At 35.8% G+C, this 26265-nt stretch carries 23 protein-coding genes; 19 read left to right on the forward strand and 4 right to left on the reverse strand.

Annotation, left to right across the window (positions count from 1 at the left end):
* Positions 1–113: 113 nt before the first annotated feature.
* The 3 genes from pgsA to ACFIKB_RS05035 form a co-directional block, all read right to left on the reverse strand.
* The gene (gene pgsA / locus ACFIKB_RS05025; protein ID WP_375647554.1) at positions 114–695 is read right to left on the reverse strand and encodes a CDP-diacylglycerol--glycerol-3-phosphate 3-phosphatidyltransferase; all 582 of its coding nucleotides are present in this window, start codon (positions 693–695) and stop codon (positions 114–116) included.
* Between the two features lie 72 nt (positions 696–767).
* Positions 768–2747, reverse strand: a complete 1980-nt coding sequence (uvrC, locus tag ACFIKB_RS05030; protein ID WP_375636520.1) for an excinuclease ABC subunit UvrC — start codon at positions 2745–2747, stop codon at positions 768–770.
* Between the two features lie 397 nt (positions 2748–3144).
* Entirely contained in the window at positions 3145–4008 is an 864-nt protein-coding gene (locus tag ACFIKB_RS05035; RefSeq protein ID WP_375652967.1) for a 23S rRNA (adenine(2030)-N(6))-methyltransferase RlmJ, read from the reverse strand.
* A 1641-nt stretch (positions 4009–5649) separates the two neighbouring features.
* Between ACFIKB_RS05035 and tatA the strand changes: the two genes are divergently transcribed.
* From tatA to ACFIKB_RS05080, 9 genes are all read left to right on the forward strand, one after another.
* Entirely contained in the window at positions 5650–5961 is a 312-nt protein-coding gene (gene tatA, locus ACFIKB_RS05040) for a twin-arginine translocase TatA/TatE family subunit (RefSeq protein ID WP_375636516.1), read from the forward strand.
* Between the two features lie 55 nt (positions 5962–6016).
* Positions 6017–6421: a twin-arginine translocase subunit TatB gene (locus ACFIKB_RS05045; RefSeq protein ID WP_375647555.1), complete on the forward strand. Its 405-nt coding sequence runs from the start codon at positions 6017–6019 to the stop codon at positions 6419–6421.
* A complete protein-coding gene (gene tatC, locus ACFIKB_RS05050; RefSeq protein ID WP_375652968.1) occupies positions 6418–7200 on the forward strand; it encodes a twin-arginine translocase subunit TatC in 783 nt (260 codons plus the stop codon). Before ACFIKB_RS05045 ends, tatC begins: the two co-directional genes overlap by 4 nt.
* Positions 7201–7261: 61 nt before the next feature.
* The gene (serS, locus tag ACFIKB_RS05055) at positions 7262–8539 is read left to right on the forward strand and encodes a serine--tRNA ligase (RefSeq protein WP_375636511.1); all 1278 of its coding nucleotides are present in this window, start codon (positions 7262–7264) and stop codon (positions 8537–8539) included.
* Between the two features lie 133 nt (positions 8540–8672).
* Positions 8673–9332 carry a protein-L-isoaspartate(D-aspartate) O-methyltransferase gene (locus tag ACFIKB_RS05060; RefSeq protein WP_375636528.1) on the forward strand — a complete coding sequence of 220 codons (660 nt, stop codon included), beginning with the start codon at positions 8673–8675 and terminating at the stop codon, positions 9330–9332.
* Positions 9333–9487: 155 nt separating this feature from the next.
* Positions 9488–10669, forward strand: coding sequence for a peptidoglycan DD-metalloendopeptidase family protein (locus ACFIKB_RS05065; RefSeq protein WP_375636509.1), 1182 nt, complete (start codon positions 9488–9490; stop codon positions 10667–10669).
* A gap of 688 nt (positions 10670–11357) precedes the next feature.
* Positions 11358–11810 (forward strand): preprotein translocase subunit YajC, encoded by a 453-nt coding sequence (gene yajC, locus ACFIKB_RS05070; RefSeq protein WP_375644901.1) that lies wholly within the window; start codon positions 11358–11360, stop codon positions 11808–11810.
* A 448-nt stretch (positions 11811–12258) separates the two neighbouring features.
* Complete coding sequence (locus ACFIKB_RS05075) at positions 12259–12645, forward strand: Mth938-like domain-containing protein (protein ID WP_012754989.1); 387 nt, start codon at positions 12259–12261, stop codon at positions 12643–12645.
* An 876-nt stretch (positions 12646–13521) separates the two neighbouring features.
* Entirely contained in the window at positions 13522–14382 is an 861-nt protein-coding gene (locus ACFIKB_RS05080) for a phytoene/squalene synthase family protein (protein ID WP_375652969.1), read from the forward strand.
* Positions 14383–15117: 735 nt separating this feature from the next.
* On the opposite strand, the gene ACFIKB_RS05085 is transcribed toward ACFIKB_RS05080, so the two are convergent.
* Positions 15118–17007, reverse strand: coding sequence for a peptidyl-prolyl cis-trans isomerase (locus ACFIKB_RS05085; protein ID WP_375652971.1), 1890 nt, complete (start codon positions 17005–17007; stop codon positions 15118–15120).
* Positions 17008–17159: 152 nt separating this feature from the next.
* Between ACFIKB_RS05085 and tpiA the strand changes: the two genes are divergently transcribed.
* The 10 genes from tpiA to pdhA all read left to right on the forward strand — a co-directional run bounded on the left by tpiA (position 17160) and on the right by pdhA (position 26253).
* Complete coding sequence (gene tpiA, locus ACFIKB_RS05090) at positions 17160–17924, forward strand: triose-phosphate isomerase (protein ID WP_375652972.1); 765 nt, start codon at positions 17160–17162, stop codon at positions 17922–17924.
* Positions 17925–18006: 82 nt separating this feature from the next.
* On the forward strand, positions 18007–18459 hold the full coding sequence (gene secG, locus ACFIKB_RS05095) for a preprotein translocase subunit SecG (protein ID WP_273788352.1): 453 nt from the start codon (positions 18007–18009) through the stop codon (positions 18457–18459).
* 126 nt (positions 18460–18585) lie between these two features.
* Positions 18586–20214: a CTP synthase gene (locus ACFIKB_RS05100; protein ID WP_026500351.1), complete on the forward strand. Its 1629-nt coding sequence runs from the start codon at positions 18586–18588 to the stop codon at positions 20212–20214.
* Positions 20215–20250: 36 nt separating this feature from the next.
* On the forward strand, positions 20251–21087 hold the full coding sequence (gene kdsA / locus ACFIKB_RS05105; RefSeq protein ID WP_375636499.1) for a 3-deoxy-8-phosphooctulonate synthase: 837 nt from the start codon (positions 20251–20253) through the stop codon (positions 21085–21087).
* A 71-nt stretch (positions 21088–21158) separates the two neighbouring features.
* The gene (gene eno, locus ACFIKB_RS05110; protein WP_273788350.1) at positions 21159–22430 is read left to right on the forward strand and encodes a phosphopyruvate hydratase; all 1272 of its coding nucleotides are present in this window, start codon (positions 21159–21161) and stop codon (positions 22428–22430) included.
* Between the two features lie 111 nt (positions 22431–22541).
* Positions 22542–22949: a TM2 domain-containing protein gene (locus ACFIKB_RS05115; protein ID WP_273788349.1), complete on the forward strand. Its 408-nt coding sequence runs from the start codon at positions 22542–22544 to the stop codon at positions 22947–22949.
* Positions 22950–23331: 382 nt separating this feature from the next.
* A complete protein-coding gene (locus ACFIKB_RS05120; RefSeq protein WP_273788348.1) occupies positions 23332–23742 on the forward strand; it encodes a TM2 domain-containing protein in 411 nt (136 codons plus the stop codon).
* A 383-nt stretch (positions 23743–24125) separates the two neighbouring features.
* Positions 24126–24578 carry a TM2 domain-containing protein gene (locus ACFIKB_RS05125; RefSeq protein WP_375628670.1) on the forward strand — a complete coding sequence of 151 codons (453 nt, stop codon included), beginning with the start codon at positions 24126–24128 and terminating at the stop codon, positions 24576–24578.
* 187 nt (positions 24579–24765) lie between these two features.
* Positions 24766–25077, forward strand: a complete 312-nt coding sequence (locus tag ACFIKB_RS05130) for a septum formation initiator family protein (RefSeq protein ID WP_012754998.1) — start codon at positions 24766–24768, stop codon at positions 25075–25077.
* Positions 25078–25212: 135 nt separating this feature from the next.
* Entirely contained in the window at positions 25213–26253 is a 1041-nt protein-coding gene (pdhA, locus tag ACFIKB_RS05135; RefSeq protein ID WP_273788346.1) for a pyruvate dehydrogenase (acetyl-transferring) E1 component subunit alpha, read from the forward strand.
* Positions 26254–26265: the final 12 nt, after the last annotated feature.

Raw genomic sequence — 26265 nt, forward strand, 5'->3', positions numbered from 1 at the left:
AAAGTGTTTTATTGATTTATCATTAATAGATTTAAAATAAATTAGTCTTATGCTATCCTCATCTCTTATTTAAGTACAAAAAGATAAATTATCATTATAAATCTCCATACTCTTCATGGGATAACGTGTTTTAAACCTGCACGAAAATAGTCCCATCCTGTCCACAATGTAAGGAGGGCAGCAATCCACAGCATAGTAATGCCAAACTCTACTGTGTAAGGGAAAATTTTATTACCGGCTGGTCCAGCTAAAAGAAATACAATAGCGATCATCTGTACAAAAGTTTTCCATTTTGCAAGACGAGAGACAGGAACACTAACTTTTAACTCAGCCAAATATTCACGTAATCCTGATACAAGAATTTCTCTGCAAAGAATGATAATAGCTGCCCATAGTGTCCACCCAGCGATGGTACTGTCTGCGGCAAGCAAGAGCAAACAGGCAGAGACGAGAAGTTTATCAGCAATTGGATCTAACATGCGACCAATATTGGATGTTTGTTCCCAAATACGAGCAAGGTAACCGTCAAGAAAGTCAGTAATAGATGCAATGATAAAAATGGACACAGCAATCCAGCGAGTGATATCACTTGATTGTAATCGCCCTTCTAAAAAAAAGCATGCAACAACCATTGGGACTGCGACAATTCGTGCATAAGTTAAAATATTTGGAAAAGAAAAAGTATGATTTTTCATGGAGCCATTTTTAATTCTTGTGAAAGAGAATATATTTCCTAAACGTAACAAGGCAAAGGTTATGAAACAAGCCTATTTTTCATGAAAATGGTTATGAATTTTTTGTGCAATTGTCATAGAAATTCCCGTAACTTTTTTTAAATCTTCAAGTGAGGCACTAGCAATAGCCTTGGCACTTCCAAAATGATGAAGCAACGCACGCTTTCTTGTCGGACCGATATTTTCGATTTCATCAAGTGGGTTTTTGAATGTTTCTTTTTTTCGTTTTATCCTATGAGCTCCAATCGCAAAACGGTGTGCTTCATCACGCAGACGTTGCAAAAAATAGAGGATAGGATCACGTGGAGGAAGTGTAAAGGGGGGGATACCTTTTATAAAAAATCGTTCACGTCCCGCATGGCGGTCAACACCTTTGGCGATTCCAACAACTGTGAAGAGGTCATTTAATTGTAATTCAGCAAGTATTGCATGTACGCTGTTGATTTGTCCTTCACCACCATCGATTAAGATAAGATCAGGCCAAATGGGAAAAAGATCATTATCTTTTATGTCATGACTTCTATTTGACTGATCATGCTCTTTTATAAGGCGTGAAAATCTTCGTTTAATCACTTCTTTCATCATGCCAAAATCATCGCCAGGCGTGATATCTATTGAGCGAATGTTGAATTTGCGATATTGATTTTTAACAAATCCCATCTGACCAGCAACAATCATAGCCCCTACAGCATTTGTTCCCATGATATGAGAATTATCATAGACTTCTATCCGGCGTGGAGGAAAAGGTAGTTGGAATGTTTTGGCAAGACCTTGAAGCAATTTTGTATGAGTGGCTGTTTCAGAAAGCTTATGTTCAAGTGCTTCATGAGCATTGAGATAGGCATGATTAACAAGAGTTTTCCGTTCACCTTGTTTGGGTAAAGAGAGAGACACTTTGTGATTTGCTTTGAGACTCAATGCTTCTGTAAGAAGTGTCTTTTCTTCAATTTCTTCAGATAAAAGGATGCTTTTGGGAAGTGGTTTATCATCGTAAAATTGGGCAAGAAAACTCGCTAAAATTTCAGTACAGGAAAAAGAGGGATCTGCTTTAGGAAAATAGGCACGATTTCCCCAATTTTGCCCCATGCGAAAAAAGAACACTTGAATACAGGTCATTCCTTCTTTTTGCGCAATTGCAAATACATCCGCTTCTTTTATCGTTTGAGGATTAATACCTTGATGGCTTTGTATATGAGAAAGGGCTGATAAGCGGTCACGATAGGAAGCTGCTTGTTCAAAATCAAGATTTTCTGCGGCTTTATGCATAGCTTGAACCATATTGTTTTTAACAGATTGATCTTTTCCCGAAAGGAACGCTTTTGCTCCCCTCAGCAGTTCTTTATAATCATTGTCACTAATTTCATGGGTACAAGGTGCAGAACATCGCTTAATTTGATAAAGCAAACAGGGGCGTGTACGGTTTTCAAAAACTGAATCAGTACAGGTTCGTAATAAGAAGGCGCGTTGTAAAACATGAACTGTTTGTGTCACTGCACCAGCAGAAGCAAAAGGACCAAAATAGTGAGCTTTTCGTGTTCGGGCACCACGATGTTTGTAAAGTCCAGGCGCTCGATGATCATCTGTAATCATAATATAAGGGAAACTTTTATCATCACGTAGTAATACATTAAAATGTGGATGCAATCTTTTGATGAGATTGGCTTCTAAAAGGAGTGCTTCTGTTTCTGTATGGGTGACGATAAATTCCATATGATATGTTGCGCGAATCATGCGGGTAATACGATTATTGTGTCCCTGTTCACGTGTATAGTTTGAAACGCGTTTTTTGAGATTACGAGCTTTGCCAATATAGAGAATATCACCATTTTTACCAATCATCCGGTAAACCCCTGGCTTATGCGGAAGGTGTCTAACAAACTCTTGTATGAATTTTACACCTTGGAATTGATTTTTCTCATTACTTTGATTGGCATTATTCCATGTAATGTTAGAGAGAAAAGAAAGCTTTTCCCGCTCATTTTTCGGACAATTTGTATTATTTTTCAGGACCATTCCGTTTATTAAGAATATGTTTTTTGTTTAATATATGAAATATTCTTTTTTATTAAATAATGATTATTTATATCCTTATAATTTTTTCTATAAATAACATCTTATAGCATAAGAGTATGATTTTAGAGAGCCGATTTTTCATAAAAAATATGAGAGTTGTTATTCTAAAACAGCTTTATGAATTTGCCCAATTTATTCATTAAAATGATTGGAATAGGAAATTCATGATGATTAAGAAGATAGACGTTCTAAAAGGGAAAAAATTAATTCACGCTGATCGTTATTAGCTTATCATTATAACGTGTTGATATTATTCAAAAAATCAAAGAACTTTATCATTTAATGCGTTTGTATCTTACAACATGATATTTGATTTAGAAAAAATACAGAGAAAGATCTAACATAATAGATGTTCTTTTTGAAGCCACTTATGCATTATTTGGGCATTTTCATCTTGTCCCAGGCGATTGATAAGAAAGGGGCTGAGTTTTTTCATTTCTTCTTCCAAAAGGTAGGGAGGGTTAATAATAATCATACCACTTCCATTCATTGTCGGTGGACTTGAACTTTTTCGGATACGCATTTCAAGCTGTAGAATCTTAGGAATTCCTGTTTGATAAAGCGCGTGAAGAAAACTTTCAATTTCTTTGTCATATTTAACAGGATACCATAAAGCGTAGATCCCTCCAGAAAAGCGACGATAGGCTTTCGTTAATCCCTCAATAAGGCGGAAAAATTCTCCAGTTTTTTCAAAGGGAGGGTCAACAAGGATAAACCCACGTTTTTCTTTTGGTGGTACATGAGCATTTAAGGAAAGCCAACCATCTAAATGCAGAACTTTTGTCTGATAATCTCCGGCAAAGTTTTTTGCTAAAATATGATAATCTTCATTGTGCAATTCTATTGCGGTGAGGCGATCTTGTTTCCGTAATAATTGACGAATAAGAACAGGAGATCCAGGATAAAATACAATTTCTTTTTCCCCTTTATTGAGGGCATCAATGATATTACACCATGGACAAAGGAGTGCTCTTAAATCTTCTGGGATAGGAGTTGAAAAAAGTCGTTGGACACCTTCGCGATACTCTCCTGTTTTATGTGCTTCTAAAGAAGAAAGGTCATAAATACCGATTCCAGCATGCGTATCTATAACGCGAAAAGCTTTTTCTTTGCGTTTGAGATATTCTACAATGCGAGTGACAATAATGTGTTTAAAAACATCAGCAAAATTGCCAGCATGATAAATATGCCGATAATTCATGGAATAAACTCTATCATATGTATAACTGTACCGGATTATTAGCATAGAATATTAGAATTGATATCCATAAAAATACTCTTATAGAAATCAAATAATACCCTCACTCCCAAATAATACCCTACAGAAAAAATATTAATGTCATGGGAGCATTTATTCACTGGGCTATTTTTATATTATGAGATTCATCGTTAAGATTTTAATTTTTTATATGAAAAATAGATAGGAAGAGGGCAAACATTTCAATAGAGATAGTTATGTTGTAAGAGAAGTTTCTTATGATCGCGGACTCTTTCAGGAAAACTATAAAAGACAAGCAATTAACGAGAATATTAGTGAAGTTTGTTAAAAAAATTAAGGTTATCTTTCAAATTCATTCATAAATTTACTTGTTTAAAGATTAAAGAATTTAAAATGCTTGATAAAAACATTATTACATTTATCAGTTTTTTTAGCGAGCGTAAAATTATGGATAGAGCAATAAAGTGCTGGTATTATAGTGATAGATTTTTGTAAAAGTGTGGATGAATCTCATTGGTTTAAGCGGAGCCCAAGCTTTACATTATACACGCTAAATGGCTAGATTATTGTGTATGGTGCTAAAACAAAACTTTTGAAAAGTGATATGCTCTCTGCAAGCGATCTCAATAAAATGAGCGATTTTTAACTAAAGTAAATAGGTTTATCTATTTCTAACACTGTATTATCTAGCGGCTTTATGAGATAATCTTATAAAAAGACTAGGATAAGAAATTCTTTTACATGGATTATGCTTCGATTCCATGCTTTTGATTGAATGTAATTTTCTATTAATGCCTATTCTGTTTTCAATACTGAGATAAGTTAAGCACATGATATTATGAGAACGCATGCCCAGAATCCGGAGACTTGTAATAGTTAGGGCATGCAGCGGTTCAAAGAGCTGGTTATATGGAGGTATTTTACTGAATAAAGGCGCAAGCTGGTACCATTTTTATTTTTTAGCAGTATTGCCATACCTCTTGGCCACTTGACCTGATTCATAAAGTGCATTTTTACTCTTTCCGCTAATAGTTTTTATCCACACGACAGATATTTAATTGAATGCGATGATGGCTTATATTTCGTATTGTATATGGAATAATGGATGATAAAATTCCCACCAACGCAAAGAATAAATATTATGCGTAAGATGATAGTTTTTAAAGAGACTGATGATGTGTCAAGAAAGTTTTTTAGAGATTTTTCTTTCTGATTTTTTTTAATTAAATACGTAAAATTTTTTACAGCATGTTATGATCTTTATCAGTAACGGATAATTTGGAGGAAATGTTTGTAATGATACGTACAACTTTGTTTAAAAGGAAAGACATGAGCTATAGTATTTACAGGAAGATGAGTAACCTAAGAGATCAGATGGAGTTATTTTAGAAAAGTTTTTAAGCCTTTTGAATTTTGTATGAAGCGGTTTATCATTTTTGAATGGTTTGTGTTATAATACGCTAAAAAGGGATGAGAGGATAAAAAGTTCTTTTGCAATAAAAGCGTGTGATTGCTTTTAAGTTAAGAAGAAAATATATAAGTAAGATATTATATTTGATACATTCTTCAGAGGAAGCATGAATAAATGAAATCGAATTTACAAGCATAAAGTTAGAGAGAGTAATGGGTAATATTTTTTCACCAACGCATTTAATTATAATTTTACTGATTATCTTTGTGCTTTTCGGTCGCGGTAAGATTTCTGAATTAATGGGCGATGTTGCTAAGGGAATTAAAGCCTTCAAAAAAAATATGAAGGAAGAAGATGACGGCATTGAGGATAAAGTTGAAATGGCTACTACTTCCCAAATAGTTGATGTAGAATCTCAACAATCTCAGCCGTTATCGGTAAAACATGTAACAGCGCGCAGAAAGGCTTCTTCTGCTTCTAAAAGAAGCAAAACATCCGTTGCTAAAAAACAGCGTGTCAAATAACAAAAACGTAATCATCATTGTGCGTTATTTTTTGATGAGGAAGTCGAATTAAGAGATGTTTGGGATTGATGGACCAGAGTTTGTCGTAATCTTACTTATTCTCATCATTGTTGTTGGACCGAAAGATTTACCTAAAATATTAAAGACAATAGCAAAGGTAAGAGCTCATATGTGTTTAATGGCAAATGAACTTCGTCATCAGTTTGAAGATGCAATAAAACAAATCGAGCTCGACGATTTGCAAAAAACATATTCGGATATTAGCGATTCAAGCAAGAAGTTGACAGAGACTTTTGATCCCATTCAAAATACATTAGAAGATATCCACGATAATTTGGATGTTAAGGCAACACACCATAAATCAGAAAAAGGTAAAGAATTTTTGGAATGCGATCACAACGTAACCAATAAAGATATGACAGGATCTATAGCTTCTAAAGATAAAGAAGATGTGTCATGAATGCTAACAAAGACGAAGTTGATGCCCATATGGCACCACTTTTGGAACATTTAATTGAACTTCGTCAGCGAATTATTGCTGCCTTGGTTGCATTTATGATCGCTTTTATGATGTGTTTTCTTGTTAAAGATTATATCTTAAATTTTTTACTATGGCCATATCAGTGGGCAATGAAAATAGCAGGGGGTAATCCTGAGGGTATTCGTTTGCAATCAACGCAAGTATGGGAAACTTTTTTAACGAAGATGAAGCTTTCTGCTTTTGGGGGAATTATTTTATCTTTTCCCTATACGGCTTTTCAGTTTTATAGTTTTATTGCACCAGGGCTTTATAAAAATGAGCGTATGGCTTTTTTACCATTTCTCATTGGGGGGCCTATTTTATTTTGTATTGGGGGAGCGTTTGTTTATGGTCTATTGGCGCCAATAATACTATGGTTTAGCCTTTCTCAACAATTTCTTCCAGATGTTCATTTAAAAATAGAGTTTATAGTGCGTATTTCTGATTATTTGGGCTTTATGACATCGTTTATCCTAATTTTTGGTTTGATTTTTCAATTACCTCTTGTCATCAGTCTTTTAACAAAAGTTGGATTTTTAACGTCTCATGATTTGGTGTCTAAACGAAAATGGGCTATTTTACTCTCTTTTATCATTGCGGCAATCATAACGCCGTCGGATTTTTTTACGATGTTTGCAGTGGCTTTACCAACGATAGCACTTTACGAGATTTCAATTTTAATTGCTTACAGTATAGAAAAGAGAAGAAAATCCGCTTAAGAAAAGTGTATAATCTTATGCGACAAGAAATGAATAAAAACAATATAAATGAGGAATTTTTATGCTTGATATTAAGTGGATTCGTGACAATCCTGAGAAATTAGATAAAGCACTCGTAAGTAGAGGTCTTGAGCCACAAGCTGAAAGGTTAATACAACTTGATCTTGCACGTCGGTCGCATATTGCTAAGGTGCAATTGGCGCAGGAACGTCGCAATGCGGTTTCAAAGGAAATAGGACAGGCTTTAGCGGTATCTGATCAGCAAATGGCTGAAAGCTTTAGAGCTGAAGGTGAAGAGATTAAAGTCTTTCTTTCCTCTGCAACAGCGGAAGAAAAACAGCTGACGGAGAGTCTTGAGAAAATTCTTTCAGCACTTCCAAATATTCCATTAGATGATGTTCCAGAAGGTAAAGATGAAAGTGATAATGTCGTCATTCGACATTTTGGTACACTTCCAACATTTAATTTTACACCAAAGGAACATTTTGATCTTGGTCAAGATCTCAAGCAGATGAATTTTGAACGAGCTAGTCGTTTGTCTGGAACACGTTTTACAATACTTTCAGGGGCGTTAGCACGGCTAGAACGAGCATTAGGCCAATTTATGCTTGATGTGCATGTCAATGAGCATGGTTATACAGAAGTCTCAATACCTTTTCTTGTTCGTGATGAGATTGTTTACGGAGCAGCACAATTGCCGAAATTTGCTGAAGACCTTTTTCGTACAACAGATGGTCGATGGCTTATTTCTACAGCAGAAGTGCCATTAACCAATTTGGTCAACGATGAAATTCTTGAAATATCAGATTTACCACTGCGATTTTCTTCTTTATCTCCCTGTTTTCGTTCAGAGGCGGGAGCAGCCGGTCGTGATACGCGCGGTATGTTGCGTCAGCATCAATTTTGGAAAGTTGAAATGGTCTCAATTACCAGTGAAGAACAGTCTTTAATTGAATTAGAACGTATGACGGAATGTGCAGAAGATATATTAAAACGACTTGGTTTGCCTTTTCGCACAGTGGTTCTTTCTACGGGTGATATGGGGTTTGCAGCACGTAAAACCTATGACATCGAGGTTTGGCTTCCTGGTCAAGAATGTTATCGTGAAATTTCTAGCTGTTCAGTTTGTGGAGATTTTCAAGGTCGTCGTATGAATGCGCGTTATCGTAAAGAAGGCGATAAAAAATTGCATTTTGTTCATAGCCTTAATGGTTCTGGTACAGCTGTTGGACGTTGTCTTATTGCCGTGCTTGAAAATTATCAACAGGCTGATGGATCAATTATTGTTCCAGATGTTTTACAACCTTATATGGGAGGCATGCGTTGTATTACTGCTTAATTTTACGAAAGGAGAGACAATATGCGTTTATTGCCAAGAGGTGATGATATGCAAACGCAAGTTTTTGCCATTTTAAAAGAAGCAGTTTGTCAGTATGATAAAAGTGCACCTCCATTGGAGATTGAATGATACTATGGGGCAAAAGGGTATTTTACAATTTCGTGAGGAGTTAGCCGCTCTTGTACTGAAAATGCGTAGCAAAGGCATTGATGACGTGCGATTTTTTTCGGCATTAGAGAAAATTCCGCGTCAACAGTTTGTTTCTGCTCCTTGGTTTAATAGTGCTTATGATAATAAAGTTATTCCCCTTGAGTGTGGTGAATATATGGAACGTTTGGAAGAACAACTCTTAATTCTTTCGGCATTATCGTTGAAAAAAAGGCATCGCGTTTTAGAAATCGGTACAGGATCTGGTTTTTGTACTGCGCTTATGGCATGTCTGAGTGACCGTGTGACAACGATTGATCGTTATAAAACGCTTGTTGATTTGGCACGCCAAAAATTTCAAACTTTAGGAATTGAAAATATTATTATACGGCAGATTGATGGAAGTCATAGTGTGACAGGTTTGGGATCATTTGATCGCATTCTTATTTGGCCATCACGTTTTGATGAACCCAAGGAATTTTTAGAACTTTTAGCTGAAAACGGAATTCTCATTCAGGCGATAGGACCTGACGAAGGGGTACAAGCGGTGACGCGCTATACAAAAATTGGTAGTCGATTTGAGTGTTTAGAACTGTTTCAAGTGCGTTACCAACCTTTTATTAAAGGCATTGCGGAGATACTTTAATTTTTAAAAGTTAAGAAATAGCCGCAAATAGCCTACGTTAAATTCATTTTGATCTTATATAAAGATATTTATGAATAAAACATCTCATTTTAACTCTTCGGTAATTTAAAAAAGCTTTAATGGAGTGAGTTGATTATTGATGAGTGAGCAAAACGATGCGTTTAAAAGCTTTGGATAATATTTTCCAGCATAATTTTCAGAGAATAACTTTTTTAGCGGTGGTAACTATTGTTGCTGGTTGTAGTTCTGGTACACAGCGTTTTTCCAATATTGTCTCTCATCGTACGGTATCATCTCAATCAAATATATCGAGTACTATGTCTACAGATCCGCGAATGCTATCGTACGGTAGCGGTATGATACAAAGCACTGAATTGCCACCTGTGGAATCAAGCGATGATTCGTGGGGAGATGACAATTCTCCCTATAATTTTCCACATCAAGGTAGGATAACTTCTTCTGATGGTCGCGTTATGGGAGTCCCTCCACGTAATCTTGGAACACTTTCCCGTTCACAAATGGATAAATCTCCTATTTTTCGGCGGAACTCTTATATTGTCCAGAGTGGAGATACACTGCTCAGTATTGCACGACAAATAGGGGTTAGTGTTGAGGCATTAAAATTAGCAAATGGTATAAACAGCAATTCCATTTATATCGGTCAGGTACTTGTTGTTCCAAGCAGGCGTACATTAGCAGCTTCAAATGCACACACTAATAACGATTGGGCAGTGTCAAAAACAGAATCTGCATTCCAATCTCAAGTGATGTCCTCTATAAAAAACAAGAAGTCCTCTCCTATATATAAAGCGCCTGTAACAACGCCCCCTTCTGCAAAGATGAACAAATCAAGTTCTGAGAAAAGTTTTTCTAAACAGATGACGCAATTGAATCATGAGACTGGTTTATCAAGTACTGTTACGAATACCGATAATATGACGACTCCGCAAGCCACAGGAATTTCTAAGATGCGTTGGCCAGTACGAGGGCGTTTATTAAGCCAGTTCGGTCAAAAAAAGGGAACAGTAATGAATCGAGGAATAGATATTGCAGTGCCGGAAGGATCTTCGGTAAAGGCGGCAGAAAATGGTGTTGTTATTTACGCGGGAGATGGATTAAAAGAGCTTGGTAATGTTGTGATGATTCGACATGAAAATAATATTATCACTATTTATGGATGTAACAGTAAGCTTGTTGTTAACAAAGGACAAAGGATAAGACGTGGTGATGAGATTGCTAAATCTGGTGTTTCAGGAAATGTTAAAACGCCACGTGTCTATTTTGAGATGCGTAAGAATTCATTACCTGTTGATCCCCTTAAATATTTAGAAAACTAATTTATTGATGATTTTTAAATTTAAATAGTCTTATAGTTTATAGAAACTTCATGAAAAACAATTGATTTTCTTAAATCAATAACACTGCAGCAAAAAAATCATTGCTTTAAGGAGAGCAGTTCGTTGGGGTCGTTAGATATTACCATCTTTGTGTCTATGAAAGTGTAAAACAATAGTATCATACTTATTTGTCAGCTTTCAGTGTTTCAACGGCTCTTGCATTTGAGAGAAGCATGAAAAGAGATATTTCACGCCTTTCTTAAAAAGTTTTTATCTACAGGCTCATTTCATATGTGAGACGTGCAAAAAAATCGTTTTGATTAATTCAGAGGGTTTGAAATGAGAGCATTTTACTGTATTTATGTCTGTCATTCGATATCAAAAACGATAAATTATCTATATAAATTAAAGTTTTTTCATTAGAAAAATTATCTTGTATCATTTATTGAGTTAGTGAAAAGGTTTACATTGTAGGATATATAATAGGGAAAAATGAATCTATTTTTAAAGATTTTTCTCATTGTATTTTGGTATTCTGTCTCTTAAGGATTTATTGCATTTTTGTAAAGCTGTGATTAGATTATGTAGTTATTGCTTTTTATAATGAATTCTTTAAGAATTTTTTCTGAATCGGAATTTTATTTTAATAGAGTGGGGAATACCTGAAGTTTAACTATAGGAGATAAAAATGTTTATTACGAACGCTTATGCTCAAGTTGCAGGCGATGTTTCCGGTGGATTTTCATTTGTTAGCGCTGTCCCACTCATTTTAATTTTTGCAATTATGTATTTTTTTATCATTCGTCCACAGCGTACCCAAATGAAAAAACGCCAAGAAATGCTTAATGCAGTACGTCGTGGTGATACAGTTATAACGGGTGGTGGTATTATCGGCAAGGTTACGAAGGTTCACGACGAGAGTGGTGAATTAGAGGTTGCAATTGGTGAGAGTATGAATATTCGTGTTATTCGCTCAACATTAGCTGATGTGCGCGTTAAAGGTGAGCCGATTGCAGAAAAAAAATCAAAGCTTAATGCTAAAGCAGAAACACCACAAAAGTCTAAATCTAAAACGACAACGAAAGAAAATATGAGTGTCTCTAAAGAGAAAAAAGCTATATCAAAAGAAAATGAATCTTAAGGTGTAATGGCAGTTTATTACATTTTTTAAGCATTTTTATAAAAAGCTTGGCAAGATCAAGACAATTTCATTGGAAAAGTGGCTTTTATAGTGGATACAGAAAATCGAGTTTTTGTTTCCTTGAGATTATTAAAATAGTTGCTTTATTTATAGAATATTACGCAATTTTTTTCTGTTTTTTAAACAAGATCATTGTTTCTATAAAAAGAAACTTGTGAGTAAATAAACTGAGAAAACTTTTTAAAAGGTAGATTTATTTAAGCAGGTAGAGCATTTGATCGCGGTTTATTATCAAATTTTCATATACTTGCTGTATGAGAAGATTAAGGTTTTATATAAAATTTTCACTTCAATACTAGGCTATGGTTAACATATCAATGTTTGTATCAGTCTTCCTTTAATTTTTATGGTAAGAAGTAGCAAAGACAAAAATAAAGGGTGCTTTTTCATGTTCGATGCAATTCAAATTCGTGAAGCACATTTTCCAAGTCGCGCACCTATTGATGCTTATGGAAATGGTGGATTTCGTTTTGCTGATATGTCTCATAGAGGTTCTATTATTTGTGTACCATCGGGTATTTATGGTATTGACATGGCAGGGCCTATTCCCACTCAAGGGGATCTATCTCGTATTTTAGAAGAAGCTTCTGAAATCGAAGTTTTATTAATAGGTACTGGAATTGAATTATTGCGATTACCTGAAGAGTTACGGGTGCTTTTATGGGAAAAACGTATTTCATCAGATACAATGAGTACGGGAGCGGCGGTGCGTACATTTAATGTTTTATTGGCTGAAGATCGCGCTGTTGCGGCATTATTATTTGCGGTAGAATAGAGTATTGTTTAATAAAACAAATGCTCTCGTCTAGTATGAAAGACTTGTGTGATTATTTTACTGCGCCGTAAAATACCGTCGTTTAAAGTGGTGATAGAAGGGGAATAAAATATACATAACTTAACACATTAAGTGTTTTTAAATACAGTAGCAAGTATTCAGGGCAGAGCTTGTTCGTAGTTCAATGAATCACATGAGTGATCAACTCTTGGCACTTGAGACAGTTCATAAGAGGCATTTTTAATTCTTTCTTATACAGTTTTTACCTACAAGCCAGCCCCGCTTGTGACGTGCAAGGGAATAGTTTTGATTGATTCAACATGGAATTGGTTTGAAATGAAAGCATATCTACGATATTTGAGATTCTAATTTAACATATAAAACAATGAATTATCATTATAAATAAATGCGTTGATAGTAATAGAAACTCACCGAGAGCAATTGGATTTTTTACAAATTGGTATTGGTAAGAATCTTTGTCCTTTAGGGTGGGGAGGAGGTTAATGATTTGATGAAGTTTTTGTGATCAGTGCATTTTTATAAAATAACATTGTCATCTATTTAGTGAAAAAGTGTTTTGCGTTGTTTGTTATTCTAAGTTTTACTATGCATGTTACGATTAGTTTTTAGCTTTTTTTACTGCAAATGAAAACTTGAAGCCCGATAAGATAAGTTTTATCAGAAAAGTTATTTATTTAATTTTTTTCTTTCTAAAACGAAAAGTGACTAGAAAAGAAATTCTAATTCATAATACAGTTAAAAGACACATTTAAAAATCTTATTTTCTGAACTGTATTTGCTTATCCCTCATTTTTTAATATGAATAAAAAGAGGATATTAATTTCATTACTAAAAAAGGGACGTTAATAGGTTCAAATGATAGGCTCTCTTCCTTATTGTCTTGATATTTTACGTACCATAGATCGTGATCGCTATATATCGGTTTTATTTGCACCTAGAAAAAAGCGCCAAGCATTGGCTGCTCTTTATGTATTTAATGCTGAAGTTTCTCGTATTCGCGAAAGTGTACATGATCCACTCATAGGAGAAATACGGTTACGTTGGTGGTATGATTCTATTGCTCATGGTGAAATGCAAACGAGTGGAAATAATCCGATTTTGAGTGATTTATTGAAAGCAATAACTCTTTTTAATTTACCTAAGACAGCTTTTTTACGTTATTGTAATGCACAAATTTTAGATCTTTATCACAATCCAATAGAAACGCTTCATGATCTAGAGCATTATTGTGGTGAGACAGCAAGCATAATTTTACAGCTTTCTTGTCAGATATTAGATCCTGATACTGCACAAGAGTTTACAGATATCTATGAACATGGAGGGATTTCTCAAGGATTAAGCGGTGTATTGCGTCTTTTATCATTCATGCAATCACGATATCAATATTATTTACCTACTGATATATTAAAGGCTGTAGGAGTGAATAGGGAAGATTTGGAATCTCATCGTCTCAGTGATCAACAAAAGGATCGTATTGTTGAAGCTATGGTAGCATTATCGCGCGATCATTATACCAAATTTTACGAGTATTCTTGTGCTTTACCTAGAGTTCTTAAGCCAGCTTTTCTTCCATTGGTCATTGTTCCAGCTTCTCTTCAAAAAGCTATACAGCTGGGTGCTGCAATTTTTCAAGAGAGTGCAACGTTGCCATTGATATATCGCTATTGGTTGATAACAAGGGCAGCAGTAAGCGGCAATTTTCCAAAGATATTGTAAAAGAATATTACCACGTTGGAATGCGTAACATATAGACTGATTTTCTCATATGAAGATAAAAGGAGCTATGGTGTTTCCAAACCATTTTTTGTTATAAAAAATGTTGATGTTTTGGTTGTTATGAGCGCAAAAGAATAAGAAATTTTATGAGAGAAGTTATCTTGGCAGTCTATAAGTCTATAAAAACTCTTATTTTTGAGAAATTATAAAATCATAATTGATGATTGTTATGATTTATGAATATATTGATTTATAATGATAATTCGTTTTTTCTCATATTGAATGAGAGTCTTGAATAGAAAAAGATTTCTTCATTTTTATAATGAATTTTAAAAATAGTTTTTTGTATACTATAAGTTGGGTGTGTAAATGAAATCATTTAAAGAAAAAGCAATACGCTCCTTATGAATGAGTATTAAGAGTAGCAATATGATAAGCTATAAATGAATGACGATAGGGATGACATTTATAGCTTAATGGGTATAGCTTAGTGTGCGACAAATTTTACAACCTTTGGATGGATAATATTTTTTAATGCGTTGCAAAAACGACTCTACATTCCATTGACTATTTTCTCGCAAATCCATACATGCACTGATTTGCGAGAGAATTAATCATTATACAAATGTTGATCCTAAGATATGCAAACAAGAGACCTATCTTACCTCTTCAACTATAGACGAAGAGCTGATGGAAACTTTATCAAATAAGTTCTTTAAATTATGTACAACCTTTTTATTGGAGAGCGTTAAAGATCTGATTATAATTTGTGCTATTAATTTCCAAAGGATGTTCTTTATTGGCAATTTGTAGCATTTCTAGCTTGAGATCTTCTCTTATCATCATATCTATATTGGCGCGGACCTCAGTTGAAAGAGTATGAGGCGTGATATCTTTAGGCATGGTGACAGTCTTTATTTGATAAATGATACGGTTTGTTGCAAGTGGACCTTTTATGATGCCATAATGACCTTTGGGAGCAGAAAATAATGCTTTAATCCCTTCAACGCCAAGAGGGTCAGATGAGTCTTGACGCCGGAGGGCTGGTGTTGTTTGTTTTGTAACACCAAGGGTACGAGCAAGAGCAACAAGACTTTTTCCTTCCGTGAGCTGTTTGAGAGCATTTTGAGCTTTTTCATCAAGAAGACGTTGGATTTCCTCACTTTTCCATTGAGAAAGAACATCTAGCTTAGCCTCTTCAAGTGTTTTATCGCGGGCAGGAATAATTTTATCGACCTTATACCAGAGATATCCACCATTTTGAAAAGAGAGAGGATCAAGATCGACTCCTTCATTTGATTGATAGATGGCATTCAGTAAAATATCTTTTTGAGGTAAATCCGTGAGTGCTGCACCTTCAAGCGTTTTTCCCGTTTTATCAATGGTAATTGTGCGCAAAGATAACTTGTATTGGTCAGCTAGCTCTTTGAGAGAAGCACCCTCAAAACGAGCATTTTCAATGGCTACATAATTGTTACGGATATCATCAGTAGCACGATTTTTGGCAAGTGTTTGGCGAATATTTTCTTCGACCTTTTCAAAAGGAAGAGAGCTTGAGGGTTCAATATGCGTGACGCGAATGATAATAGGTCCCTGTAAGTCATTTATCACAGTACTGACTTGGCCTTGTTGAAGTTCAAAAATTTCAGAGGCTAGATGACTAGGAAGTTCATTTTCTGCGAGAGGACCTTTTTTTATGTCATTAAGAGTCTTGTTTTCAGCTTTTACCAGTTCATCAAAACTCAATCCATCAGCTATTTTTTTTGCTGCATTATCGGCTTCTTCACGTGAGGGGAATTGCAGTTCCTCGAATGTACGCTTTTCAGGCGTTACAAAACGTGAAGCATTTTGTGTATAATAGGCTTTTGCCTCATCTGTTGAGATATCTTTAGGTTTTACAAAATCATTAAGTTCCATAGATAGCAAAGAGACAGTGCGGTATTCTGGAGCACGAAATTGACTTTGATGTGTTTTAAACCATTTTTGTAGTGTTTCGTCATCAGGATCAGCAATTGTTTCCTTTTCTTTTAGATCAATAACAAGATAATCAGCAATACGCATTTCTCCTTGATAAAGAGCAAGTGCTTTATAAAAGAGATTGGGTGCTTTCATATCAGAGAGTAAAGCTGAAATAAGTTGGTTACGCTTTTCTTGTTTGGTGTAATAATTAAGAAAAGCACTTTCACTAATACGTAAATGCTGAAGATAGTTATAAAATAAATTTTTATCAAAAGTGCCATTTACTTGGAACATCTTATCAGAACCAATCGTATGAGCTATTGTATCTTTTGAAAGACTTATTTTCATTTTACGTACTTGTTCATCAAGTAATACATTTTGTTGTAATTGATTAAACACAAAAGCAGGAATTTGGTATTGCTGCATTTCATTTGCTGTAAACATTCGTCCAAGATAAGCAGCATGTGCTAAACGAGCGCTTTGATCGGCAAGTGCAAGACGATAATCATCGACAGTTACTCTGGACTTTCCAGAAGTAATAAGATCTCTTTCACTTTTTTTGTGTAACTGCGGTATTCCCCATAGAAGAATGAAGCATAAGAGTAAAATAGCAAGGAAAATTCTAGAAATCCAAGAATTTGTAGCATTTCTTATGATGTCAAGCATTGTTCAAGTCCATTTTTAATGTGAGTTATTATCAAAGCTAATGGAATTTGCAATAAAGAGATGAAAGATGCAAGCTTTAAAGACTTGCTTTCATGTTATAATTTGGTAACTACAGATAAACAATGTATTGTAAGAGCTCTTGAGGTGAAAATATGTCTCCAAATACTCGGCCTTTTCTTGCTGGAAATTGGAAAATGAATGGAACGAGTGAATCGCTTGGAGAGTTGCGTGCTATTGCTACAGGCGTTAGCTCTGATCTCAGTCATCTTTTTGAGGCACTTATTTGCGTCCCAGCAACGCTTTTATCTCGTGCTTCTGATATGCTGGATGGTGAAAATCTCCTTTTGGGAGGACAAAATTGTCATTTTGATGATCATGGTCCCTATACTGGAGATATTTCAGCTTTTATGCTTAAAGAAGCAGGAGCAAGTCATGTCATTATTGGGCATTCAGAACGTCGTACAGTGTATCAGGAAAATGATGCGATTGTCTGTGCCAAAGTGCAAGCTGCGTGGCGAGCAGGTCTTGTGGCCCTTGTGTGTATTGGTGAAACATTGGAGGAGCGTAATGATAATAAAGTGCTGGATATTCTCACGCAGCAGCTTGAAGAATCTTTACCAGATGATGCAACAGCAGAGAATACCATTATCGCTTATGAACCTGTTTGGGCGATAGGCACCGGCAATACAGCGACTCCAGAAGATATTGCAAAAGTACATCATTTCATTCGTGATAAGGTGCGTTCTCGTTTTAGTGATGAAGGCAATAAGATACGTCTGCTTTATGGTGGGTCCGTAAAGCCATCCAATGCATTTGAGCTTTTAAGCATTCCTCATGTTAATGGTGCTTTGATAGGTGGAGCAAGCTTAAAAGCGATTGATTTTTTAACTATTTGCGATGTTTGTCGTAAACTATAGTAGAGAAATTTGAGTTTCCCCTTGGATTGTGTATTATTTATGTGTAAATAGCTATGAAAGAGTTATTTGAAGAGCAGGGTTTATGCAAACAGTACTTATAATTATTCATTTGTTGATTGTGATTACTTTGGTTGGTGTTATATTAATCCAACCTTCAGAAGGTGGTGGGCTAGGTGTGAGTAATAGCTCAGGGTTGATGAAAACTCGTGGATCTCGAAACCCTTTAACACGTTTGACTGCTATTTTAGCCTGTTGTTTTTTTGTTGTGTCTATTGGGCTTACCGTGGTGGGTAATATATCAAATTCTAGTTCTGATATTTTAAAGCGTATACCGGTTAATTCAGAGCAGAATTCTACCAATAAAGCCTCAGAATCAGTCCCATCATCAGATGGTGAGTCTTCCCCTTCTATTCTTGAACAGCTAGGAGGCAATTCGAATTCTCCGCAGGAACAGAAACAGTCCACAAATCCTGAAGCAGAAAGCCCAGTTCCACCGGTTCTTGAAAACACAGTTCCGGATAACAGTACGAAATAGTTTTTTAAGAAAATATAGACTTTTTAAAAGGTGATTTTTTCACCTTTTTTATTTTAGAAGAAAAATTGTTTCTTTTTGCATTTTTTGCTGGAAAAATCATTATAAATTGCTTATCACCATAAGCCCATGGCACGTTATGTTTTTATTACTGGTGGTGTGGTTTCTTCCCTTGGAAAAGGCATCGCAGCGGCGGCGTTAGCAGCGTTATTACAGGCTCGTGGCTACCGTGTACGTCTTCGAAAACTTGATCCTTATTTAAATGTTGATCCAGGTACGATGTCACCTTATCAACATGGTGAAGTATTTGTGACCGATGATGGTGCAGAAACGGATCTTGACCTTGGTCATTATGAGCGTTTTACTGGGCGGTCTGCAAATAGCCAAGATAATATCACAACAGGGCGTATTTATCGCAATATCATTGAACGAGAGCGGCGTGGTGATTATTTGGGGGCAACAGTTCAAGTTATTCCTCATGTTACGGATGAAATTAAGAGATTCATTACGATGGGAAATGAAGAGTTTGATTTTGTTTTGTGTGAGATAGGGGGAACGGTTGGTGATATTGAAGCAATGCCTTTTCTAGAAGCGATTCGTCAGCTTCGCAATGAGCTACCAAGACAAAGTGTCGTTTATGTCCATCTCACATTAATGCCTTATATACCTTCGGCAGGTGAATTAAAAACGAAACCAACACAACATTCTGTCAAAGAATTGCAAGCAATTGGTATTTCTCCTGATATTTTGCTTGTACGTGCAGATCGATCTATTCCAGAAACAGAACGGTGCAAATTATCACTTTTTTGTAATGTTCGCTCCAATGCAGTCATTCAGGCATTAGATATGCCAACAATTTATGATGTTCCTATGGCATATCATAAGGAGGGGTTGGACTCTGAAGTTCTTTGCGCTTTTGGAATCGATTCGGCACCTTCTCCTCAGATGGATCGTTGGGAAGATATTACGCATCGTATTCACCATCCTGAAGGAGAAGTTACGATTGCTGTTGTAGGAAAATATACGGGTTTAAAGGATGCTTATAAATCTCTTATTGAAGCGATTGCGCATGGTGGTTTAGCGAATAAAGTAAAAGTTAATATTGAGTGGATTGATTCGGAACTTTTTGAAAAAGAAGATTCTGTTTCAGCTTTGCAAAAAGCCCATGGAATTTTGGTTCCAGGTGCTTTTGGGGCACGAGGGGCAGAAGGAAAGATTCGAGCAATTCAATTTGCACGAGAGCGTAAAGTTCCATTTTTAGGGATTTGTTTTGGGATGCAATTAGCTTGTATAGAGGCTGCGCGCAATATTGCACAGATTAAGAATGCTTCATCAAGTGAGTTTTGCGAAACAGAAAATCCAATTGTAGGTTTAATGACAGAATGGCTTAAAGGAGACGTTCTTGAAAAACGTACAAGAAACGGTGATCTCGGCGGATCAATGCGTCTTGGTGCTTTTGCTGCTGAATTAAAAGAAGAGAGTCATATTGCTCAAATTTATGGGATGACCAAGATTGTCGAGCGACATCGTCATCGGTATGAGGTCAATATTGATTATAAGGATAAGTTAGAACAGTGTGGTTTGATTTTTTCTGGGATGTCTCCTGATGGTATTTTACCAGAAACTATAGAATATGCAGATCATCCATGGTTTATTGGTGTTCAATATCATCCAGAATTAAAATCCCGTCCTTTTGATCCACATCCGCTTTTTTCTTCTTTTATTGAAGCCGCTGTAGAACAAAGTCGATTGGTTTAATGCATAAATTGGGTTACTTTGCTTTTGAGGGATAAAATGACTAAACCAAATGCCCGTGTGAAAGTTAGAAATATTATTTTTTCAAATGAAATGCCTCTTTCATTAATTGCAGGGCCGTGTCAGATGGAAAGTCGCGATCATGCTTTTGAAATGGCTGGTCGTATTAAAACAATTACCGATCAGCTTGGTATCGGGTTTGTTTATAAATCGAGTTACGATAAAGCTAACCGAACTTCTTTAGGGGCGGCACGTGGTATTGGTCTTGAAAAAGCAATGGCTGTTTTTTCTGATTTAAAAAAGGAGTTTGATTGTCCCATATTAACTGATGTGCATACAGAAGAGCAATGTACAATTGTTTCTTCTACGGTTGATATTTTACAAATACCGGCTTTTTTATGTCGTCAAACAGATCTTTTGGTAGCAGCCGCCAAAACAGACTGTGTTATTAACATTAAAAAAGGTCAGTTTTTAGCGCCGTGGGACATGGAGAATGTTTTAAAAAAGGTTGTTTACAGTGGTAATCCCAATGTTATGCTTTGTGAGCGAGGCACATCATTTGGTTACAACCGACTTATTTCTGATATGCGTTCATTGCCTATTTTACGTTCATTTGGTGCTCCTGTTATTTTTGATGCAACGCATTCTGTTCAAGAACCTGGGGGGCAGGGTGCTTCATCTGGTGGACAGCGTCAATTTGTTGAAGTTTTAGCACGTGCGGCTGTTTCTGTTGGGGTAGCAGGTATTTTTTTAGAAACGCATCAAGATCCAGATAATGCACCTTCTGATGGACCCAACATGGTTAAACTTGATAATTTAAAAAGATTGCTTGAGACTTTAATGGAGTTTGATTATCTGTCAAAGAAGTTGAATTAAGAAGAGAAAAAATATTTTATTAATAGGGCATTAGAAATGAATCGAGACTTTTATTGGATAAGGAAACACATATGACTATAATTGTCGATATCATTGGACGTGAGGTTCTTGATAGCCGTGGTAATCCAACGGTAGAAGTTGATGTTCATTTGGAGAATGGAGCTTTTGGTCGTGCTCTGGTTCCATCGGGAGCTTCAACAGGAGCACACGAGGCTATAGAGCTTCGTGATGGTGGTTTGCGCTATCAAGGGAAAGGTGTTGAAAAAGCGATTGCTGCAGTTAATGGCGAAATTCTTGAAGAACTTGGTGGGCGGGATGCAACAAATCAAATCGCTATTGATCAAGCAATGATTGCTTTGGATGGAACGCCAAACAAAGCCCGTCTTGGTGCCAATGCACTTCTTGGTGTTTCATTAGCTGTTGCGAAAGCAGCTGCGGATTCATTAAATTTACCTTTGTATCGTTATATTGGTGGTACACAAGCGCATATTCTTCCAACCCCTATGATGAATATTATTAATGGTGGCGTTCATGCTGATAATTTGATTGATTTTCAGGAGTTTATGATTATTCCTATAGGAGCCCCTACTGTAAGAGAAGCTATCCGTTATGGCGCTGAGATTTTCCATGCATTGAAAAAGCGTTTAAAAGATGCGGGTTATAATACCAATGTTGGTGATGAAGGTGGTTTTGCACCTCAATTTAAAAGTGCTGATCAAGCAATTGATTTTATTATGGAATCTATTACAACATGTGGCTACAAACCAGGGGAACAAATTGCCATTGGTTTAGACTGTGCTTCAACCGAATTTTATAAAAATGGTTCGTATTTTTATAAAGGTGAGGGGAAATGCCGTGACATCCAAGAGCAGGTAGATTATTTAGCGCAGCTTGTGAAAAATTATCCTATTATTACAATTGAAGATGGAATGGCTGAGGATGATTGGGAAGGTTGGAAGTTACTCACTGACACAATTGGAGAAAAATGTCAGCTTGTTGGCGATGATTTGTTTGTAACGAATTCAGCACGTTTGCGTGATGGTATCAAAATGGGGGTAGGCAATTCTATTCTCATAAAAGTTAATCAAATTGGTACATTGAGTGAAACACTTGATGCTGTAGAAGTAGCACATAAAGCAGGTTATCGTGCCATTATATCTCATCGTTCAGGCGAAACAGAGGATTCTTTTATTGCAGATCTTGCTGTTGCAACGAATTGTGGACAAATTAAAACAGGTTCTCTTGCACGTTCGGATAGATTAGCAAAATACAATCAACTTATTCGTATTGAAGAAATGCTAGGGGCCCAAGCGCGTTATGCTGGTGATTTATATCGTGTATAGTTGTGAGCACAAAATATGAAAGTATAAGATCATTTAGACTATGAAATTGAGATTTCTTATCAAAGGCATATACGCAATAATTTTTAAGTGTTTAAATTTATAGGGATTAAGATGAGAGGTATAATTATTAGTCAAGATCAAGGAACTTATCTCGTTTCGGGTGATGATGGTAAACGTTATCAGTTTGCGACTTGGGATTGGATGGGAAAGAATCCGCCAAGGATCGGTTATACTGTTGATTTTGTCTGTGAGGGGGGTGTTGTCAGTTCTGTTTTTCCATTGTTGAGACCAGGTACAGAGAATTCAAAGATAATGTTCGCACTCCTTTGTTGGTGTTCAGGTATCTTTGGTGTTCATCGCTTTATGGTTGGTAAAGTTCGGACTGGTGCTTTAATGCTGATTCTATCTTTATCATTGTTTGGATTGATAATTACCGGTATTTGGGCAATTGTTGATTTTATACTCATTCTTGGTGGAAGATTTACGGATAAAGACGGGAATCAGATTACAGATTTTTAAAAATTTATAATAAAAAGAAAATAATTAAGTTTACTTTTTATTTTGATCAATATAGTAAGCTGCATAATGCAAGATTGTTGTACTCTATTTCTTTAATGTGAGATATTAAGAGAAATATGCACAGTTGAATAAAAGTATTGAAAAAGGCTGTGCTATTTTATGTGGGTAAAACAACGGCGTAAATCCACTAAGGTGTGTTTTGTATTGCTGCTTATAGCTGCAGAAAACATTAGCTCATTGGGGGGATCAAAACTATTTTAATTTCACGTTTATCACGGCTGCTACAAATTTTATTTACACCGTGAGGTTAATCAGCATATTATAAAAAGAAATAATCTCTTTATGAATAACACATGAGGAGAAGCTTTATAGGTGGTCGAGGATGAAAGGTAAGATTATTGGTCAGGATCAAGGAGATTATTTTGTTTCTGGGGCTGATGGTAAGCGTTATCAATTTACGAGTTGGGATTGGTTAGGAAAAAAACCACCAAAAGTGGGTGATACCGTTGATTTTGTATATGAAGATAATGTTGTTAAATCTGTTCTCCCTCTTTTGAGTAAATCGCAGTCAGAAAAATCAAGATTGGCGATAGCACTTGTTTGTTGGTTTTTTGGATGGTTGGGAATTCATCGCTTTATGGCTGGTAAAGTTGGAACGGGCATTGCAATGCTTCTTATAACGATAACAGGTATAGGGCTGTTAGTTACTATACCGTGGTCGTTTATCGATTTTATAGTTATTTTATCCGGATATTTTAGGGATGAAAATGGGGATAAAATTATAAATTGGTAGAAATTTTAGAATAATATAAAATGTAAAGAGCTAAGAATTTTCTTTACTTTTAATGTTGTCAATATATTAATTTAATAATGTAAATTATTTTAGTCTATGTCTTTAAATGTGAAATATTAAAGAAAATTATGAATATTTAAATAAAACTATTGAAAAAGACTGTACTATTTCATATGAAAAAAGCAAAGGTGCAAATCGAACAGCGTGCTTTGTATTACCACTTGTAATTGCGGGAATTTTAAGTTGTTGGGGGATTTTTAGCTTTTTAAATTGTCATATATCACGGTGAATACAGACTGTATTCATGCTGTGAGGTTTATTCAACATATTATCATATTAGAAGAAAAGCTTCTTTATGAATAACAATTTTATAGGTGGTGAAGATGAAAGGTAAGATTATTGGTCATGATCAAGGAGATTATTTCATTTCAGGGGCTGATGGTAAGCGCTATCAGTTTGCGAATTGGGATTGGTCAGGAAAAACGCCGCCGAAAGTTGGTGACGTCGTTGATTTTGTGTGTGAAGGGGATACCATTAAATCTATTTTCCCTATCTTGACTGAAGGTCAGTCACAGCAATCAAAAGTGACGTTAGCGGTCGTTTGTTTTTTTCTAGGTGGACTAGGAATTCATCGTTTTATGGTTGGTAAAGTTGGAACGGGCATTGCAATGCTTCTTATAAATATAATAAGTGTAATACTTATAATAAGTGTAATATTTATGCCGGTAGGGCTTATAGGAGTTTTTTTGATAATTACACCTTGGGTATTGATTGATTTTATAGTCATTTTAACAGGAAATTTTAAAGACAAAGATGGGTGTAAAATCACAAGTTAGTGGGATATCCAATATTTGTAATACAAAAAGTGGGGCATTCAGCTTACTTTGATTGTATTTAAGGGGGGGATAAATTGGTGATAACAAATTGTTTGAGTGTATAGATTTGGTAATGAGGTATTAATCAAAATCGTGCATAGTTGGGCAAAATATTAAAAAATTTGTGCTGTAAAGACTGTGCTATTTTATGTGGACAAAGCAGAAACGTCGATCAATCAAAGTGCGCTTTGTACTACCTCTTATGACGGTGGGAGTCTTAAGCTATTTCAGTTATCACATTTATCATGGTGAGTATGGATTGTATTCACGCAGTGAAGTTAATCAGCATATTAGCGAATTAGAAAAGGAGCTTCATAAAATAGAAGCTGAGCGGATATTCATGGAAAAGCGTATTTCTCTTTTACGCAATGGACATATAGAAAAAGATATGCTGGATGAGTATGTCCGAAAGAATTTGAACTTTTCTAAGCCAAATGAACTGACAATCTTAATACCTTGAAATGATACCAAAGGTAAATGAAAAATCGCTTAATTTAAACAACAATCAGCAATGATATTGTTTAAGCCGATTGATAAGGCTTGTAACTTTTGTTCGTAAAGGTTATTCCTAAATAATCATAAAAGGGAGTTTAATATGGCAGAACGACTTAAAAAAAATTCTGCGTCGGTGGCGCGCACTGCATTATCAAGCACCACAAAGAAAGCACCAATAGCAGACTTTACAAAAGAAGAAGAAATTGATGCTTATCGTGAAATGCTTTTAATTCGCCGTTTTGAAGAAAAAGCAGGACAACTTTATGGTATGGGGCTTATTGGGGGATTTTGTCACCTTTATATTGGTCAGGAAGCCGTTGTTATAGGAACATTGAAAGCGGCAAAAGAAGGTGATCAGGTTATTACGTCTTACCGTGATCATGGTCATATGTTAGCCGTTGGGATGAGCCCACGTGGTGTCATGGCAGAATTAACGGGACGTCAAGGTGGCTTTTCCAAAGGGAAAGGTGGCTCGATGCATATGTTCTCTAAAGAAAAGAACTTTTATGGAGGACATGGTATTGTTGGTGCGCAGGTTCCAATTGGTTCAGGTTTGGCATTTTCGAATCAGTACCTTGGTAAAGATAATGTGACATTGGTTTATTTTGGTGATGGTGCCGCAAATCAGGGGCAGGTTTACGAAAGTTTTAATATGGCTTCACTTTGGAAGCTTCCTGTTGTTTATATTATTGAAAATAATCAGTATGCTATGGGAACGTCAGTTTCACGTGCATCTGCAGAAACTGATTTTTCCCGACGTGGTCTTTCTTTTGAAATTCCAGGTATTGTTGTTGACGGTATGGATGTTCGATCAGTAAAAGGAGCTGCTGATGAAGCGATTTCTTGGGCACGCTCAGGTAAAGGACCGATCATTCTTGATATGCAGACCTATCGCTATCGTGGTCATTCCATGTCTGATCCAGCAAAATATCGTTCAAAGGAAGAAGTCCAAAAAATAAAAGAGGAACACGATCCGATTGATCAAGTAAAAAGTCGGATTCTTAAGAAAAATTGGGCGAACGAAGATGATTTAAAGTCTATTGAGAAAGAGGTTCGTGCAATTGTTGCTGATGCGGCAGATTTTGCACAAAGTGATCAAGAGCCAGATGCTTCTGAGCTCTATACTGATATTTTAGTTTGATGCGAGGGAAGC

Source organism: Bartonella sp. MR110HLJHH (assembly GCF_042194225.1).
Taxonomy (GTDB): Bacteria; Pseudomonadota; Alphaproteobacteria; order Rhizobiales; family Rhizobiaceae; genus Bartonella; species Bartonella grahamii.